Below are 17,695 nucleotides of genomic sequence, written 5' to 3' on the forward strand. Positions count from 1 at the left end.
ACGATTGTCGCTTTCGCTGACTTACTTGTCGCGCAGGCGGATGGGCAAGAACAACGGCGCCTGGCCGCGACGCAGCACCTGCAGCAGGATGGCGTTGCGACCCTGGGCCGACACCGCCTTCACCTGTGCATCCAGATCTGCCTGGGTCAGCACCGGCCGGTTATTGGCCGACAGGATCACGTCGCCGCGACGCAGGCCCTTGGCGCCGGCGTCGGTCGACCCGTCGACGGCGGTGATGACGATGCCGCGGGTGTCGCCGGCGACACCCAGCTGGCGGGTGATGCTGGGGGTCAGCGGGATGGCGGAGATGCCCAGCGACTTCTGGGCCGCCTGGGTGTCGCTGCCCTGGTCGCCCTGCTGGCTGAAATCATCATCCTGCTGCTGCGCGAAATTATTGAGTTCGTCTTCGCTCGGGCGCTCGCCCACGACCGCGTTCAGGGTCATGCGCTGGCCGTTGCGCAGCAGCACGATCGGCACGCTCGACCCGATCTTGCTGTTGGCGACGATCGACGACAGATTCTGGTCCGGCGTGACTTCCTGACCGGCGACGCTCACGATCACGTCGCCTGCCTTGATGCCGGCCTTTTCGGCGCCCTTGCCAGGCTCGACGCCCTGCACGAACTCGCCGCGATTCTTCGCGAGGCCCAGCGAATCCGCCATATCCTCGCCCAGCGGGCTGATCTGCACGCCCAGATAGCCGCGCTTGATGCTTTGGCCCTGACGCAGCGTCTCGACGATTGGCGCTGCCTGTTCCGAGGGGATGGCGAAGCCGATGCCGACATTGCCGCCCGAGGGCGACAGGATCTGGCTGTTGATGCCGATCACGTTGCCGCGCATGTCGAACATCGGGCCGCCGCTATTGCCCTGGTTGATCGATGCGTCGGTCTGGATGAACTTGTCATAGGTACCGCCGGTGCCGCGATGCACGGCCGAGATGATGCCGGCGGTCACGGTGCCCGACAGGGCGAAGGGGTTGCCGATCGCGACGACCCAGTCACCCACGCGCGCCTTGGTGCTGTCGCCGAACTTGACGAAGGGCAGGGGCTTCTTCGCGTCGATCTTCAGCACGGCGAGGTCGGTTGCGGGATCGCGGCCGACCAGCTTGGCGGGATATTCTTCCTTGTTGGTCATGGTGACCGTGATGCTGTCGACGCTGGCACCTTCCGCACCGGCCGACACGACGTGATTATTGGTCACGATATAGCCATCGGCCGAGATCAGGAAGCCCGAGCCAAGCGACTGGGCCTGACGGGTCTGCGGCTTGCCGCCGCCGCCCTGGCCGAACAGGTCGCCAAAGGGCGTGCCGGCGAAGGGATTCTGCACGGTGACGCGCTGCTTGGTCGAGATGTTGACCACGGCCGGCTGCAGCTTTTCGACCATGTCGGCCAGGCTGGCGGGCGCGCCGGCGGGGGCAGCGGCCTGCAGGCCTTCATTCTGGGCGGTCTGCGCGCCGACATTGGAACTGGTCGTGACGGCGATGGCGGTGCCGCCGAGCAGCAGGGCGCCGGTGATGGCATAAGCGTAACGCACTCGTGACGGTCCTCTTCAGAAATTCGGGAGCGGGAAGGGCGGGACTCTCGGGGAGCCTTATCGATGCGCCGCCCTGCCTTAACCGATATTGAATGACACTGGTTCCGTAATGATCCTGAAACCTGCTGTTAGCGGCCCTGGAACTGCTTCAGGAACTCATTGTCCTTCGACAATACCATCGTCGTGCCGCCCGCCCGATCCGGGGCGAAGGTATAACGATAGGCCTGCATGGCGCGATAGAAGTCATAGAAATTCGCGTCCTTGCCAAAGCTTTCCGCATAGATGCGGGCGGCATTGGCGTCGGCCTCGGCGCGAATGATCTGTGCCTGCTTCAGGCCCTGGGCGCGGATCGTCAGCGCTTCCTGCTGGCGCGCGGTGCGCATGCGGGTGAAGGCGCTTTCCAGCGGCGTGCCATCGGGCAGGTCGGCGCGCTTGATCCGCACGTCGACGATCTCGGCGCCATATTGGCGCGCGACCCGGTCAAGCCCGGCCTCGATATTCTGCATCACCTGGCCGCGTTCGGGGCTGAGCAGCGCGGCGAAGGGCCGCTTGCCCAGTTCGTTGCGCAGCGCCGAACCCAGGATCGGGCGCAGCGCGTCCGACACCTTCTCCTCGCTGCCGGCCGAAATATACATGCGCAGCGGATCGACGATGCGGTAGCGGGCAAAGGCATCGACCTGCAGGCGCAACTGATCGGTCGAAAGCACCTGCTGGCGCTCCATCTCGACCGAGAGCACGCGCTTGTCGATCCAGACGATCTGGTCGAAGAAGGGCACGCGCAGGATGACGCCGGCGCCGGTCTTGCCGAAATCCTCGTTCGGACGATAGCGGTTGATGATCTGCTTGGGCTCGCCGAAGCGGACGATCACGCCCTGCCGGGTTTCCGGCACGATGGTGACGGTGCTGCCGACCAGGATCAGCAGGATGATCGCGCCGATGGCGAGGGCGATGGGATTGCGCAAGCTCACTGGCCTTCCTCCGTCGCATTGGCAGCCGACTGGGGTGTCCCCTGGGCGCGGCGCTTGAGTTCGGGAAGGGGCAGGAAGGGGGTGACGTTGCCGCTTTCGACGATCGTCTTGTCGACGGTGGACAGGACACCCTCCATGGTTTCGTAATACATGCGCCGGCGGGTCACGTCGGGTGCCAGCCGATATTGTTCATAGACCTTGTCGAAGGCTGCGGCTTCGCCCTGCGCCTTGGCTGTCACCTGCTGCGCGGCGGCACGGGCCTCGTTCAGATAGGTCTGGGCGGTCTGCTGCGCGGCCGACACTTCCTTGAAGGCGTCGTTGACGGCGGCCGGCGGATCGGCCTGCTTGATCGCCACGCCCTGGACGCGGATGCCCGACTTGTAGCCGTCGAGAATCTCCTGCATCCGCTGTTCGACCTGCTGCTCGATCTCGGTGCGCCCCGCACCCAGCGCATCGTCCAGGCTGACGCTGGCGACCACCGAGCGCATTGCGCTTTCCGCCACTTCGCGGATCGATGCGTCCGGGTCGGCCAGCTGGAACAGATAGAGTTCCGGATTGCGGATGTTCCAGCGCACCGAATAGGCCAGGTCGACGATATTCTGGTCGCCGGTCAGCACCAGATTTTCGCTCTCCGCGCTGGCCGAGCCGATGTCGATCGTGCGGATTTCCTCGACATCGACCGTGCGCACCGCCTCGAACGGGGCGGGCAGGGTCAGGCTGATGCCGGGCGAGAGGGTGCGGCTATATTTGCCGAGCAGGGTGACGACGCCGCGTTCCTGCGGGCCGACCCGGTGGAAGCTGGTCAGCACCAGCCACAGGACGACGACAATGCCGACGGCGATCGGCCACAGCGCCCGGCCGTTCGCGCGCGGCGGCAGGCCACCGAAGCCGCCGCCCTGGCCAAAGCTTTCGCGGCTCTTGCGCAGCAATTCCTCGATCGCGGAGGGAGATTTGCCGCCGGCCGGCTTGCCGGGCTGGGTCCAGGGATTGCGCGGGCCATCACTGCCCCCGCCGGACCCGTTCTTGCCCGGTCCGTCATTGCCCTCAGGCCCGTCACCCTTGCCGCCCCAGGGACCCTGGGCCATGGCGCTCGCGATGCCGGGCATCCACCCGAATAATCTTCTCATGTCATCTCTATAGGAATGGCTGCACGCGAAAAACAGTGCCCTTAACGACGATTATTGCCTAGAGGGCCCAGTCATGACCGATATCGATGATTTTGCCGCCCGCCTGAAGACGCTGACCGATGGCCGAGCCAGCGCGCCGCGGGTGAAGGATGGCGTCATGACCCTGGCGCTCGACGTGGGCGGTCTGGCGCCCGAACGGCGCGATGCCGTGGCTGCCGCCATCCGCGAGGGCGGCCTGATGCTGCCGGGCGTCACCGACGTGCGCATCGCCATGACCGCCGAGCGCCGCGCGCCGCGCATCATCGCCGTGGCGTCGGGCAAGGGCGGGGTGGGCAAGTCGACCCTGTCGGCCAATCTCGCCATCGCTTTGTCGCGGCTGGGTCACAAGGTCGGTCTGGTCGATGCCGACATCTACGGCCCGTCGCAGGCCCGCCTGCTCGCCAGCGAGGACCAGAAGCCGCATGCGCGCGAAAAGCGCCTGTTCCCGGTCGAAAGCCCGCTCGGCATTCCGATGCTGTCGATGGCGCATCTGGTCGATCCTGGCAAGGCGCTGGCCTGGCGCGGGCCGATGGTCGGCAATGCGCTGGGGCAGTTGATCGACGCCGACTGGGGCGACACCGACCTGCTGGTCATCGACCTGCCGCCGGGCACCGGCGACATCCAGCTGACCATGCTCCAGAAGCACAAGCCGGCCGGCGCCGTCATCGTCTCGACGCCGCAGGATCTCGCGCTGATGGATGCGACCCGCGCGATCAGCCTGTTCGAACAGGCGCAGGTGCCGATGATCGGCCTGGTCGAGAATATGGCCGGCTATGCCTGCCCGCATTGTGGCGAAGTGTCCGACCCGTTCGGCTGCGGTGGCGCGGAAGCCGCGGCGGGCGAGCTTGGCCTGTCCTTCATCGGCCGCATTCCGCTGGCGATCGACATTCGCAAGCGCTCCGACGCGGGTGATCCGCCGGCGGCTGGCGAAGGGCCGCATGCCGATGCCTTCCGCGCTGTTGCCGAAAAGGTCGCGGCTTGGCTGGCGAAGGCGGCCTGATCAGAGGCTGAGGTGCAGGAACTGGTTGAAAGCGCTCGCGCGATAATCGCCGAACGCCTCACCATTGCCGAAGCCGTGCCGGCGATAGAGCGTCAGCGCCGGATCGAAGGCCGCGCCGCTGCCGGTTTCCAGGCTCAGCCGGGTCATGCCGCGCTGCCGTGCCTGCCCGATGATATGGCGCAGCAGCGCTGCGGCCACGCCCCGGCGCAGATGATCGGGATGGGTGCGCATCGATTTGAGTTCGCCCTGGCCGCTGCCCAGATCACGCAGCGCGGCGACGCCGGCGATGCTGTCGCCATCCCAGGCGGTCCAGACGCAAATGTCGGGCTGCTGCAATCCTGACAGGTCGAGCGCGAAGACGCTTTCGGGCGGCGATTCCGCCTGCATGCCGGCCAGATGGATGGCCAATAGCGCGCGGGTCGGTGCGCCGCTCAGATCGTCTTCGCGAATATCGAACATGGGCAGGGTCTAGCCGTGGCGCGTGCGGTGCGCCACGACCAAGTCCGGCTTATTTGACGTTGATCTCCAGCGACGGGTCGACCATCGACCGACGCGGTGCTGGCCGGGCGGCCGGTAGCGGCGCAGCGCGGGGTGCGGGCGTGTAGCTGGCGGGGATCGGTGCCGGCTGGCCCAGTATGGGCGCGGGGCGGCGCGGCGGCGCCAGCGCGATCTCATTCTGGGTGAAGGCCTGCAGTTCCCGGCCCGCCGGGATGATAGCCGTCTTGCCGGTGATGAAGCCCGCGAACACGCCGGCCGCGATCACGCCACCGATGGTCGCGGCGGTATTGCCTTCGCCCTCCTGGCGGAAGCTGCCCTTGATCGGGATGCGGCGCCCGGCGACTTCGATATAGCGCAGCTCGATATTCATCTTGCCCGACTTGCCGAACGCGCCCTTGCCGGTCAGCCAGGTCACTTCACCCACGGCGCGGGCGTTCATCGGGATGACGACATAGCCATCGACCATCACCGGGTCGGCGACCGACAGGTCGAACATCGACCCTTCCTTGGCGGTTTTGCTGGACAATTCGCTGTTCATGCGCAGCATGACGGCGGTGTTGGCGGGCAGGACCATGGCCGGACTGGCCTCGGGCGGCTGCATGACGGGCAGCGGCGCATCGGCCTGTGCCAGCAATGGCTGGGCAGTCGCGGACATGATGGCAAGCGCGGTAATGACGACAGACTTCATCTCAGACCCCCTGAATACGGCCCGTCCCCACCGGCCGGCGCGAATCGCGCATTGCCGGGCCTAGCCGGACGCTGCTTAGGAATTGGTTAGGAGCGGCGCGCGCCAGGCCCCTTGTTCGCGCCTTCGCCCTGCCCATATCGGGACCAGAACAGGAGGACCGCCATGCCGCTCACCGCCGCGCAGGATATTGCCGATCTGCTCAACGAAACCCGGACGATCGCGCTGGTCGGCATTTCCGATCGCCCCGACCGGCCGAGTTACAGCGTGATGAAGACGCTGCAGGATCATGGCTATCGCGTGCTGCCGGTCAATCCGCAGATCGCCGGCGAACATGTCCATGGCGAATTTGTCTGGGATCGGCTGTCGGACATCGGCGTGCGGATCGACATGGTCGACATCTTCCGGCGCAGCGAGGCCGCGGGCGAGGTGGTGGACCAGGCGATCGCCGCCGGCGCCAAGTCGGTCTGGATGCAATTGGGGGTGATCGATGCCGATGCCGCGGCGCGGGCCGAAGCGGCGGGGCTCAAGGTCGTGATGGACTATTGCCCTGCGATCGAGATCCGGCGGCTTGGCCTTGCGCCGATCGCGGCGGATTAGCCCTAGGCAGCACGGCCCAGCGTCTCTATCAGCAAGGCCATGGCGCGGGCACCGTTGAAACGACGCAAAGACAGAGGTTTGAGCGACACGGGTGTGAGCCGTCGTACGCTGCTGGTCGGTGGCGGCGCGGCAGCGGGACTGGTTCTGGCCTGGGCGGCCTGGCCGCGCAGCTATCGCCCCAACCTCAATGTCGGGCCGGGCGAACAGGTTTTCGACGCCTTCCTCAAGATCGATCGGGCCGGGCAGGTGATCGCCATCGTGCCGCAAACCGAAATGGGGCAGGGGGTGACCACCATCCTGCCGCAGATTTTGGCGGACGAACTGGGCGCCGACTGGCGCACCGTCGCGGTGCAGAGCGCGCCGATCAGCCCGCTCTATGCCAACGGCCTGCTGGCGCGTGACTGGCTGGCAAGCGACTGGACCCGCGTGGCGGGCGATGCCGGCACCTGGGCAATCGACCAATATGCGACGCGCAGCGCGCTGATGCTGACCGGGGCGGGCACGTCGGTGCCGATGTTCCATGACGCCTATCGTAGGGCGGGTGCGGCGGCGCGCGTGCTGCTGTGCAAGGCGGCGGCGGCGCGCTGGGGCGTGCCCTGGGAAAGCTGCGACATCCAGAATGGCATCATCACCGACGGCGCGGAGCGCAAGCTGCGGCTGGGCGATGTGGTGGAGGATGCCGCCGGTTTCACCCTGCCCGACATCCTGCCCTATCGTCAGGGCAATGACGGCCGGCTGGCCGGGCAGGATCTGCCGCGGCTCGACACCCCGTCCAAGATCGACGGCAGCCATAATTTCGCCGCCGACATCCGTCTGCCCGACATGGTCTTCGCCTCGATCCGGCAGGGGCCGATCGGCGACGCCGTGCTGAAGGATGCGCGCGATGCCGAGGCGCAGAAGGTCACCGGCTTCCTGAAACTGGTGCGCACCGAGCGCTGGATCGCGGCAGTCGGCACCAACTGGTGGGCGGCGAACCGGGCGCTCGACCTGATCGATCCCAGCTTCACCCTGCGCGGCACGCCGGTCGACAGCGGCCGCATCGATGCTGCGCTGGAGGAAGCCTTTTCCGGGGATGCCGGCCGGCGTCTCTATGTGCAGGGCGACCTGCTGCCGGTGTTCGAGAAGGCGACGATCCTGGCCAGCGAATATCAGGTCGATCCCGGCCTACATCTCGCATTGGAGCCGATGTGCGCGACGGCGCGGGTGACGGAGGAGGGCGCCGAGGTCTGGATGGCGACGCAGGCGCCCGCGCTGGCCCGCGCCACGATCGCCGATGCATTGGGCCTGTCGAACAGTGCGGTGACGCTCTATCCACTTCATGCCGGCGGCGCGACCGGACGGCATATGGATTGGGAGGCGGGCGTGCAGGCGGCGCTGATCGCGCGCGATGTCGGTCGTCCGGTGCAGCTGCTCTGGTCGCGGCTGGAGGATGTGATTCAGGATCGGCCCGGCGCGCCGGCCCATGCCCGCATGGCGGCCAAGCTGGGCCGTGGTGGGATGGTCGAGGGGTGGCTGGCCAAGGTCGCGGCCCCCTGCGCCATGACCCAGACCTGGTCGCGCATCGCCCATGGCAAGCTGCCGCATGAGGCTGCCGCCGAAGCGGGCGACAAGGCGACCCGGCTGGCGGTGGCCGGCATGGTGCCGCCCTATGCCATTCCGAACTGGGCGGTGGATCATTATCCCGCCGACGTTGGCCTGCCGCTCGGTTTCATGCGCGGCAATGCGCATCTCCATGGCGCCTTCTTCACCGAATGCTTCCTGGACGAACTCGCCCATCTGGCGGGGATCGAGGCGATGTCCTTCCGCATCCAGATGCTGGGCGGCAATCCGCGCCTCGCACATTGTCTTTCCACGGCGGCCGCGATGGGCGGCTGGCAGGGTGGCATTGCCGGCAGCGGGCAGGGGATCGCCGCGCATATGATGAATGGCGCCTATGCCGCCGTGATGGTCGAGGCGGGGATCGAGGGCAGCAAGCTCAGCGTCCGGCGGATGGTCGCGGCGGTGGATTGCGGCGATCAGGTCAATCCCGATATCGCGCGACAACAGATAGAAAGCGGGCTGATCCATGGCCTCGCGCTCGCGATGGGGGCGTCGGTGCCCTATGCCGGCGGCATGCCGACGCGCGCGATGCTGGGGCGGATGAACCTGCCGCGGCTGGGCGACATCGGAGAGATCAGCGTGGAACTGATCCGCAGCACGGCCGATCCGGCCGGCGTCACCGATCTTGGCGCGCCGCTTGCCGCGCCGGCGATCGCCAATGCGCTCTTCACCGTCACCGGGCAGCGATTCCGCAGCCTGCCGATCATGGGAAATGGCTGATGCCTGACAGCGAAATTGACACTCGAACGCCATCGCGCGTCGGCGTGCTGCTGATCAATCTCGGCACGCCCGACGCGCCCGATGCCACATCGGTGCGCCGCTATCTGGCGGAATTCCTGTCCGACCCGCGCGTGGTGGAAATTCCGCAGATTATCTGGCAGCCGATCCTGCGCGGCGCGGTGCTGACGACGCGGCCGAAAAAGTCGGCCCATGCCTATCAGCAGGTGTGGATGCCCGGCGGATCGCCGCTGGCGGTATATACCCGCGAGACGGCGGAGGCGTTGCAGCAGGCGATGGGGCCGAACCTGATCGTCGACTGGGCGATGCGCTATGGCAATCCGTCGATCGCCAGCCGGCTCCAGGCGATGATGGCGCAGGGGTGCGACCGCATCCTGCTGGCACCGCTCTATCCGCAATATTCCGGCGCGACCACCGCGACTGCGCTGGACAAGGCCTTTGCCGCGCTGGCCGACATGCGGCTGCAACCGGCGATTCGCACCCTGCCGCCTTATTATGCCGATCCCGACTATATCGCCGCGTTGAAGGCGTCGATCGACGGCCATCTGGCGCAGCTCGACTTCAGGCCCGATGCGCTGCTCGCCAGCTTCCATGGCATGCCGGAACGGACGCTGAAACTGGGCGACCCCTATTATCACCAGTCGGTGGAGACGGTCCGGCTGCTCGATGCGGCGATGGACCTGCCCGTCCATATGAGCTTCCAGTCGCGTTTCGGCCGGGCCAAATGGCTGGAACCGGAGACCGAAGCGACGCTCACCAGATTGGTGAAGGAAGGTGTCCGGAACATTGCTGTCGTGACACCCGGATTTTCGGCAGATTGTCTGGAAACCCTAGAGGAAATCGGACTTCGCGCGAAAGAAGTTTTTTTAGCGGAAGGTGGCGAAAAATTTGCCTTTTTGCCCTGTCTAAACGCATCCCCCGAAGCTATCACCCTCTACCAGCGGCTGGTCGGCCGCGAGCTTTCAGGATGGGTGGACCAGAGGGTCTAGCACAGGAGAGGACAGGCGCATGTCGAGAGTAGCGATCGTGACCGGCGGAACCCGCGGTATCGGGGAAGCCATCAGCCTGGCACTCAAGGAAATGGGATATACGGTTGCCGCCAACTATGCCGGCAACGAGGAAAAGGCCAAGGCCTTCACCGACGCCACCGGCATTGCCAGCTTCAAATGGGATGTCGGCGATCATCAGGCCTGCCTGGACGGTTGCGCTGCGGTGGCGGAAGCGCTCGGCCCGGTCGACATCGTCGTCAACAATGCGGGCATCACCCGTGACGGCGTGCTCGCCAAGATGAGCTTCGACGACTGGAACGAAGTCATGCGCATCAACCTTGGCGGTTGCTTCAACATGGCCAAGGCGACCTTTGGCGGCATGCGCGAGCGCGGCTGGGGCCGGATCGTCAATATCGGTTCGATCAACGGCCAGGCCGGCCAATATGGCCAGGTCAACTATGCCGCCGCCAAGTCGGGCATTCACGGCTTCACCAAGGCGCTGGCGCAGGAAGGCGCCAAATATGGCGTCACCGTCAATGCGATCGCGCCCGGCTATATCGACACCGACATGGTCGCCGCCGTGCCGGCGCCGGTGCTGGAAAAGATCGTCGCCAAGATCCCGGTCGGCCGTCTGGGCCAGGCGCATGAGATCGCCCGTGGCGTCGCCTTCTTCTGCAGCGACGAAGGCGGCTTCGTGACCGGCAGCACGCTGTCGATCAACGGCGGCCAGCACATGTATTGATGGCCAAGGGCGACGCTTCCGATGGCGCAGCCGCGTCCGGGGCGTCGCCCTTCGCCCCTCCGCTCAAGCGCAGCGTGACCATTGCGGGGCACCAGACCGCGATCAGCCTGGAGCCGATCTTCTGGCAGGCGCTGCGTGAAGCGGCTGCCGAGGCCGAATTGCCGATCAATGCGCTGATCGCCCGGATCGACGTGACGCGGATGGCGGCCGACGATCCCCCCAATCTGGCCAGCGCGATCCGCTGCTGGCTCTTCGCCCGCGTCCGGACACAGGATTTTCCGCAGGGCTGAGCGTCTCCCGCCTCTTTCCCTTATTGCTATAGCGTTTCTTCCGTACTTCTGCGCCGGGGCGAAATAGGCTAGGGCGCTGCGAATGAAATTGATTCGCATTATGGTCCGCTGTATCGCGGACCGGGGCTGACGGACGGAGGACGGGCAATGCTGCAGGCGGCACAGGGCAGGGCGGAGGTCTATGCGACCGATTTCGCCGATGTCGGTGACGATCGTCCGATGCCCGTTGCCAGCGGCCATGCCATCGCTCTTCCGGCTGAGCGCTATGGCGCGCGTCGCGGTCCGAACCTGCCCGCCATTGCCGCCATCCTGGTCGTGCATGCGCTGCTGATCGGCGCGCTGATCCAGGTGCGCAATCATGTCGTCCGGGCCGAAGAGGCGAAGCTGACGGTGGTGAACCTGTCGCCACCCCCGCCGCCGCCCGCCGCCGAGGCGCCTCCGCCGCCGCCATCCCAGCCGCAGGTCGTGGCGCCGCCGCCGATCGTCCAGACGCCGGTGCCGCCGGTGCAGATCGCCACCACGCCCGATCCGGTCCCCGCGCCATCGCCGGTCGCGGTATCGGCCCCGCCATCGCCGCCGGCACCTGCCGCGCCGGTCATGGCGGCCGCGGCCCCTTCGGTCGTGCAGGCCGGCGATATCGGCGCGCAGATGGTGTCGGGCAAGCCGCCCCGCTATCCGATCGACAGCCGGCGCAAGCGCGAGCAGGGCACGGTCGTCCTGGCGCTGGTGGTCGGCACCGACGGCGGCGTCGAGAGCATCGGCATCGCCCGCAGCAGCGGCTTCGCGCGACTGGATGATGCCGCGCGCGATGCGGTGAAACATTGGCGCTGGCGCCCGATCATCCGCGACGGTCAGGCTGTCCGGGTGAAGGGCGTGGTCGAGATCCCCTTCGTCATCCGCACCGACAAGGTCTGACAGACAGGGCCTGACAGACAGCGCCTCACCGGCGCGCCTCGCCCGACCGCAGGCCCAGGCCATCCCGCCCCGGAGTATCCTTCATGCTGATCGTCATTCCCGACCTGATCGACGCCGCCGGCGTCGCCCATATCCGCGCGCTGATCGATGCGGCGCAATGGGTCGATGGCAATGTCACCTCCGGTCATCAGTCGGCGCTGGCCAAGCGCAACCTGCAACTGCCCGAAAGCGCGCCGGAAGCGCGCCAGGCGGGGCAGATGATCCTCGATGCACTCGGTCGATCGCCGCTGTTCATCGCCGCCGCGCTGCCGCTCAAGATCTTTCCGCCCTTGTTCAACAGCTATGCCGGCGGGCAGGCGTTCGGCACCCATGTCGACAATGCCGTGCGCATCCAGGCCGGCACCGGCTTTCGTGTCCGGTCCGACCTGTCGATCACCGTGTTCCTGGAAGAGCCGGAAAGCTATGAGGGCGGCGAGCTGACGATCGAGACTAATTTCGGCGTGCAGCAGGTGAAGTTGCCGGCGGGGCAGGCGGTGCTCTATCCCTCCTCCTCGCTGCATCGGGTCGAACCGGTGACGCAGGGCCGGCGCGTCGCCAGCTTCTTCTGGATGCAGTCGATGATCCGCGACGATGCCGCGCGCCAGATGTTGTTCGATCTCGACAGTTCGATCCAGCAACTGGCGCTCGATCGCGGCCATGACGATGCGCAGGTGATCCGCCTGACCGGCGTCTATCATAATCTGCTGCGCCGCTGGGCCGACGCCTGAGCCTGCTGCCCGTTTTGACTATAGCTAACTGACTGGCAATTATAGCGAATCTATAGCCGTCACGCCGCGCGTGCGGACGCTGGCTCGCCGCACATGTCGTTCGTCGGCGCTGGTTGCCCTTTGGTCGAAAGCCCGCATGCCACGCCTTGTCGCTCGGAAAAGCCGTTTGACCTCACCTGTCCGGCTCGCAATGATCCGCGCCATCCACGCGGGGGGTGCCAAGGGGGTGGCCTTCGCGACAAGACAGACCCGCGATCTGCGGGCATTCCAGTGGAGGCTATCTTGCATAGACGCGACTTCCTGGCCTTTGGCACCATGGGTGTCGGCGGGCTCGTCCTGCCGTCCTTTTTCGGCAAGGTCATTGCAGCAGAGGATCTGAACAGCGCGCTCGACGTCGGCTTCAAGAAGGGGCTGGCCGACGCCGCGATGAACGCGGCCAAGAGCGCCGGCGCCAGCTATTGCGACGTGCGCGTCGGCCGCTATCTGCGCCAGTTCGTCATCACCCGCGAAAAGAATGTCGAGAATATCGTCAACACCGAATCCACCGGTGTCGGCATCCGCGTTCTGGCCAATGGCGCCTGGGGCTTTGCCGCCACCAATGAGCTGAGCAAGGAAGCGGTGGCCAAGGCCGCGCAGCAGGCGGTCGCCATCGCCAAGGCCAATGCGCCGCAGCAGAGCGCGCCGGTTCAGCTCGCCCCGGTCAAGGGCGCGGGCGAGGTCAGCTGGAAGACGCCGATCGTCAAGAACAGCATGGCTGTGCCGATCAAGGACAAGGTCGAGCTGCTGATGGGCGTGAACGCCGCCGCGATGGAGGCGGGCGCCGACTTCGTCAATTCGATCCTGTTCCTGGTCAATGAGCAGAAATATTTCGCCAGCACCGATGGCAGCTATATCGACCAGGATGTCCACCGCATCTGGGCGCCGATGACGGTCACCGCGGTCGACAAGACGAGCGGCAAGTTCCGTACGCGCGAGGGGCTGTCCTCGCCGATGGGCCTGGGCTTCGAATATCTGGACGGCGCCGCCAGCGGCAAGACCGTGCTGCCCAATGGCGTCACCGTCTACGGCAACAGCTATGACATGAAGGAAGACGCGATCGCGGCCGCCAAGCAGGCGCGCGCGAAGCTCAAGGCGCCGTCGGTCAAGCCGGGCAAATATGACCTGGTGCTCGACCCGTCACACACCTGGCTGACCATCCACGAATCCGTCGGCCACCCGCTCGAACTGGACCGCGTGCTGGGCTATGAGGCCAATTATGCCGGCACCAGCTTCGCCACGATGGACAAGCTGCAGGCGCATTTCCAATATGGCAGCGACAAGGTGAACATCGTCGCCGACAAGGTTCAGCCCGGCAGCCTGGGCGCCGTGGCCTATGATGACGAGGGCGTGAAGACCAAGAAGTGGGATCTGATCCGCGACGGCAAGCTGGTCGGCTATCAGGCGATCCGCGATCAGGCCCATATCGAGGGCAAGAAGGAATCGGACGGCTGCGCCTATGCCGACAGCTGGTCCAATGTGCAGTTCCAGCGCATGGCCAATGTCAGCCTGGAACCGGGCAAGACCAAGCAGAGCGTCGCGGACATGATTTCCGGTGTCGAGGACGGCATCTACATCATTGGCGACGGCAGCTTCTCGATCGACCAGCAGCGCTACAACGCCCAGTTTGGCGGCCAGCTCTTCTACGAGATCAAGAACGGCAAGATTACCCAGCAGATCGAGGATGTCGCCTACCAGATCCGCACCCCGGAATTCTGGAATGCCTGCGTCGGCGTCTGCGACCAGAGCGATTATCGCCTGGGTGGCTCCTTCTTCGACGGCAAGGGCCAGCCGGCCCAGGTCTCCGCCGTGTCGCACGGGTCTTCGACCGCGCGCTTCAACGGTATCAACGTCATCAACACCGCGCGTTCGCTCGGCTGATCGCTTAGGGAGACAGAAAAATGAGCATCCTTACCGAAGCGCAGGCCAAGGCCATCCTGACCAAGGTCGTCGCCCTGTCGAAGGCCGACGAGTGCACCGCGCAATTGACCGGCAAGATCCAGGGCAATATCCGTTTCGCCCGCAACGACGTGTCGACCGCGGGCCTCACCGACGATATCGAACTGGCGGTCCAGGTCGCCTATGGCAAGAAGGTCGGCACCGCCACCATCAACCAGTTCGACGACGCCTCGCTGGAACGGGTGGTGCGCCGGGCGGAAACGCTGGCCAATCTCGCCCCGGACAATCCGGAATTCATGCCGGCGGTGGACAGGCAGGCCTACAAGGCCAGCCCGACCTTCGCTCAGTCGACCGCCGACATTACGCCCGAATATCGCGCCCAGGTGGCGTCGACCTCGATCACCGCCTGCAAGTCGCAGAAGCTGATCGCGGCCGGCTATCTGGAGGATAATCAGAGCTTCGTCGCGATCGCCAACAGCAAGGGCAATTTCGGCTATCAGCGCTCGACCATGCTGGATTATACCTGCACCGTCCGCACCGAGGATGGCCGGGGTTCCGGCTGGGTCGGCACCGACACGCAGGACGCCACCCGCTTCAAGGCGGACAGCGACATCCAGATCGCGATGCGCAAGGCATCGGCATCGTCCGAAGCCAAGGCGCTGGAGCCGGGCAAATATACCGTGATCCTGGAACCGATGGCGGCCGCCGGCCTGATCGGCTTCATGTTCTACTTCTTCGGCGCGCGCGAAGCGGACGAGGGCCGCAGCTTCCTGTCGAAGAAGGGCGGCGGCAACAAGCTCGGCGAACAGGTGTTCGGGCCGCAGGTCAATTTCTACACCGATCCATGGGATCCGGTCGCGCCCTGCCTGCCTTGGGACGATGATGGCCTCGCGCGCCAGCGCGTCGACATGGTCAAGGATGGCAAGGTCACCAACCTCAACTATAGCCGCTACTGGGCGAGCAAGCAGGGCAAGCCTGCGATCGGCCAGATGGGCAATATATTGATGACCGGCGGCACCAAGACCACCGCCGACCTGGTCCGCTCGACCGAGCGCGGCGTGCTCGTCACCCGCACCTGGTATATCCGCATGGTCGACCCGCAGACCGTGCTGCTGACCGGCCTGACCCGCGACGGCACCTTCTATGTCGAGAATGGCCAGATCAAATATCCGATCAAGAATTTCCGGTTCAACGAGAGCCCGGTGATCATGCTCAACAATGTCGAAGAGCTGGGTCGCCCGGTCCGCGTGCCGCCGGACGAAGTGTCGATGAACATCGTCGTGCCGCCGATGAAGCTGCGCGACTTCACCTTCACCTCGCTCTCGGACGCGGTGTGACGGTTTGAGCTGTGCATGATCCTCCCCTGTGAAGGGGAGGATCATGCAAATCCCTATGTGATTGGATGTGATGACACGCGGCGAGTTTCTTCGGTTGATGGCGGGCGGTCTGGCTGGCGCGATGCTGGCCCGTCCCCTGGCCGCCGCGGGAGGCTATGATTTCTGGTTCACGCGGCTGCGCTATGACTCGGGCGACTGGGATGTCGACCAGCGCATGCCGTCCAACCTCATCACCTCGCTGATCGATTATACGACGCTGCGGGTCGACCCGAAGGAGCATGTCATCGCCCTTTCGGACCCGAAGATGCTGACCGCGCCCTTCTGCTACATGGCGGGGCACAAGCTGGTCGAATTTTCGGAGGCCGAGCGGCGCAATTTCGAACGCTATGTCCGCAATGGCGGCTTCGTCCTGGTGGATGATTGCAACCATGACATAGACGGCCTGTTCGCGCGCTCGTTCGAAGCGCAGATGGCCAAGATTTTCGGTCCCAAGGCGTTGAAGACGCTGCCCAAGGCCCATCCGGTCTATCGCAGCTTCTTCAAGTTCGACGGGCCGCCCAATACCGCGCTGGAACTGAATGGCTGGGGCGACGATCTGGTCCACGACTATCTCAAGGGGATAGAGGTGAACGGGCGTCTGGGCGTTCTCTACAGCAACAAGGATTATGGCTGCGAGTGGGACTATGACTGGCGCAACAAGCGCTTCCTGGCCGAGGATAATACCAAGTTCGCGGTCAATATCGTGATGTATGCGCTGTCGTCGTGACGGTGGCGTCATCATTCCTCCCCTGTGAAGGGGAGGGGGACCGGCGAAGCCGGTGGAGGGGTGTGAAGCTATCGTGAGGGGGACACCCCTCCGTCAGGCCTGCGGCCTGCCACCTCCCCTTGCAGGGGAGGAATTTGGCGGCCGAAAGCCGACAATAAGGAAACAGGAATGACCGATATCAGCGAAGCGGAAATTCAGCAGAAACTGGCGCGCCTGGGCGAATTGCGCGCGGCGATCGGCCAGGCGATCGTGGGGCAGGGGGCAGTGGTCGAGCAGTTGCTGATCGGCCTGCTCGCCGGCGGCCATTGCCTGCTCGAAGGGGTGCCGGGCCTGGGCAAGACTTTGCTGGTCCGCTCGCTCGGCGAAGCGCTCAAGCTCGACTTCCGCCGGGTACAGTTCACCCCCGACCTGATGCCCAGCGACATTCTCGGCACCGAATTGCTGGAGGAGGATCATGGCACTGGCCATCGCAGCTTCCGATTCCAGAAGGGGCCGGTCTTCACCAACCTGCTGCTGGCCGACGAACTCAACCGCACCCCGCCCAAGACCCAGGCGGCGCTGCTGGAGGCGATGCAGGAACGCACCGTCAGCTATGGCGGCACCACCTATCAGCTGCCATCGCCCTTTTTCGTGCTGGCGACGCAGAACCCGCTGGAACAGGCCGGCACCTATCCGCTGCCCGAGGCGCAGCTCGACCGCTTCCTCCTGCATATCCGCGTCGATTATCCGACCGAGCAGGAGGAGCATGACATTCTCGCCCAGACCACCGGCGCCAAGCCGGGTGCGGTGCCGGCGGTGATGCAGGGCGAGGAGGTGCTGGCGCTGCAGAAACTGGTGCGCGACGTGCATTTCGGTGAGGATCTGCTGCGCTGGGTGACGCGGATCGTGCGCGCCAGCCGTCCGGGCGAGGGCGCGCCGGAGGAAATCCGCAAATATGTGAAATGGGGCGCCGGCCCGCGTGCCGGCCAGTCGCTGATCCTGGCGGCCAAGGCGCGGGCGCTGCTGCAGGGCCGTCTGGCGGCGACGCGCGAGGATATCGTCGCGCTGGCCGGGCCGGTGATGCGCCACCGCCTGCTGCTGTCCTTCGCCGCCGAGGCGGAGGGGAAGAGTGCCGACGATGTCGTCGCCGCGCTCGTCCGCGCCGTGCCGCTCGGCTGATCCAGACACGAC

At 65.7% G+C, this 17,695-nt stretch carries 17 protein-coding genes; 12 read left to right on the forward strand and 5 right to left on the reverse strand.

Annotation, left to right across the window (positions count from 1 at the left end):
• Positions 1–21: 21 nt before the first annotated feature.
• From JQK15_RS15290 to hflK, 3 genes are all read right to left on the reverse strand, one after another.
• The gene (locus JQK15_RS15290; protein WP_010338113.1) at positions 22–1,530 is read right to left on the reverse strand and encodes a Do family serine endopeptidase; all 1,509 of its coding nucleotides are present in this window, start codon (positions 1,528–1,530) and stop codon (positions 22–24) included.
• A gap of 128 nt (positions 1,531–1,658) precedes the next feature.
• On the reverse strand, positions 1,659–2,498 hold the full coding sequence (hflC, locus tag JQK15_RS15295) for a protease modulator HflC (protein ID WP_004208464.1): 840 nt from the start codon (positions 2,496–2,498) through the stop codon (positions 1,659–1,661).
• Entirely contained in the window at positions 2,495–3,625 is a 1,131-nt protein-coding gene (gene hflK, locus JQK15_RS15300) for an FtsH protease activity modulator HflK (protein ID WP_004208463.1), read from the reverse strand. Before hflK ends, hflC begins: the two co-directional genes overlap by 4 nt.
• Positions 3,626–3,698: 73 nt before the next feature.
• On the opposite strand from hflK, the gene JQK15_RS15305 reads away from it, so the two are divergent.
• Entirely contained in the window at positions 3,699–4,664 is a 966-nt protein-coding gene (locus JQK15_RS15305) for an Mrp/NBP35 family ATP-binding protein (protein WP_214866289.1), read from the forward strand.
• Here JQK15_RS15305 and JQK15_RS15310 read toward each other — a convergent pair whose 3' ends face one another.
• On the reverse strand, positions 4,665–5,123 hold the full coding sequence (locus JQK15_RS15310; protein ID WP_214866290.1) for a GNAT family N-acetyltransferase: 459 nt from the start codon (positions 5,121–5,123) through the stop codon (positions 4,665–4,667).
• Positions 5,124–5,172: 49 nt separating this feature from the next.
• Positions 5,173–5,850, reverse strand: coding sequence for a hypothetical protein (locus tag JQK15_RS15315; protein WP_159367118.1), 678 nt, complete (start codon positions 5,848–5,850; stop codon positions 5,173–5,175).
• A gap of 162 nt (positions 5,851–6,012) precedes the next feature.
• On the opposite strand from JQK15_RS15315, the gene JQK15_RS15320 reads away from it, so the two are divergent.
• The 11 genes from JQK15_RS15320 to JQK15_RS15370 all read left to right on the forward strand — a co-directional run bounded on the left by JQK15_RS15320 (position 6,013) and on the right by JQK15_RS15370 (position 17,683).
• Positions 6,013–6,447, forward strand: coding sequence for a CoA-binding protein (locus JQK15_RS15320; protein WP_017500408.1), 435 nt, complete (start codon positions 6,013–6,015; stop codon positions 6,445–6,447).
• 39 nt (positions 6,448–6,486) lie between these two features.
• The gene (locus tag JQK15_RS15325; protein ID WP_214866291.1) at positions 6,487–8,766 is read left to right on the forward strand and encodes a xanthine dehydrogenase family protein molybdopterin-binding subunit; all 2,280 of its coding nucleotides are present in this window, start codon (positions 6,487–6,489) and stop codon (positions 8,764–8,766) included.
• The gene (hemH, locus tag JQK15_RS15330; protein ID WP_214866292.1) at positions 8,766–9,773 is read left to right on the forward strand and encodes a ferrochelatase; all 1,008 of its coding nucleotides are present in this window, start codon (positions 8,766–8,768) and stop codon (positions 9,771–9,773) included. The genes JQK15_RS15325 and hemH overlap by 1 nt, the downstream gene beginning before the upstream one ends.
• 19 nt (positions 9,774–9,792) lie before the next feature.
• On the forward strand, positions 9,793–10,515 hold the full coding sequence (gene phbB / locus JQK15_RS15335; protein ID WP_004208456.1) for an acetoacetyl-CoA reductase: 723 nt from the start codon (positions 9,793–9,795) through the stop codon (positions 10,513–10,515).
• Complete coding sequence (locus tag JQK15_RS15340) at positions 10,515–10,805, forward strand: ribbon-helix-helix domain-containing protein (protein WP_214866293.1); 291 nt, start codon at positions 10,515–10,517, stop codon at positions 10,803–10,805. The genes phbB and JQK15_RS15340 overlap by 1 nt, the downstream gene beginning before the upstream one ends.
• A gap of 147 nt (positions 10,806–10,952) precedes the next feature.
• The gene (locus JQK15_RS15345) at positions 10,953–11,720 is read left to right on the forward strand and encodes an energy transducer TonB (protein WP_185704487.1); all 768 of its coding nucleotides are present in this window, start codon (positions 10,953–10,955) and stop codon (positions 11,718–11,720) included.
• Positions 11,721–11,803: 83 nt separating this feature from the next.
• Entirely contained in the window at positions 11,804–12,487 is a 684-nt protein-coding gene (locus tag JQK15_RS15350; protein WP_010335919.1) for a Fe2+-dependent dioxygenase, read from the forward strand.
• A 282-nt stretch (positions 12,488–12,769) separates the two neighbouring features.
• A complete protein-coding gene (locus tag JQK15_RS15355) occupies positions 12,770–14,404 on the forward strand; it encodes a TldD/PmbA family protein (protein ID WP_010335920.1) in 1,635 nt (544 codons plus the stop codon).
• A gap of 20 nt (positions 14,405–14,424) precedes the next feature.
• Positions 14,425–15,759, forward strand: coding sequence for a TldD/PmbA family protein (locus tag JQK15_RS15360; protein ID WP_010335921.1), 1,335 nt, complete (start codon positions 14,425–14,427; stop codon positions 15,757–15,759).
• Positions 15,760–15,829: 70 nt separating this feature from the next.
• On the forward strand, positions 15,830–16,525 hold the full coding sequence (locus JQK15_RS15365; RefSeq protein ID WP_136188103.1) for a DUF4159 domain-containing protein: 696 nt from the start codon (positions 15,830–15,832) through the stop codon (positions 16,523–16,525).
• A gap of 168 nt (positions 16,526–16,693) precedes the next feature.
• Positions 16,694–17,683: an AAA family ATPase gene (locus tag JQK15_RS15370; protein ID WP_169861851.1), complete on the forward strand. Its 990-nt coding sequence runs from the start codon at positions 16,694–16,696 to the stop codon at positions 17,681–17,683.
• Positions 17,684–17,695: the final 12 nt, after the last annotated feature.

Origin of the sequence: Sphingobium sp. BHU LFT2, assembly GCF_018604485.1 — a bacterium.
Lineage (GTDB): Bacteria > Pseudomonadota > Alphaproteobacteria > Sphingomonadales > Sphingomonadaceae > Sphingobium > Sphingobium yanoikuyae_A.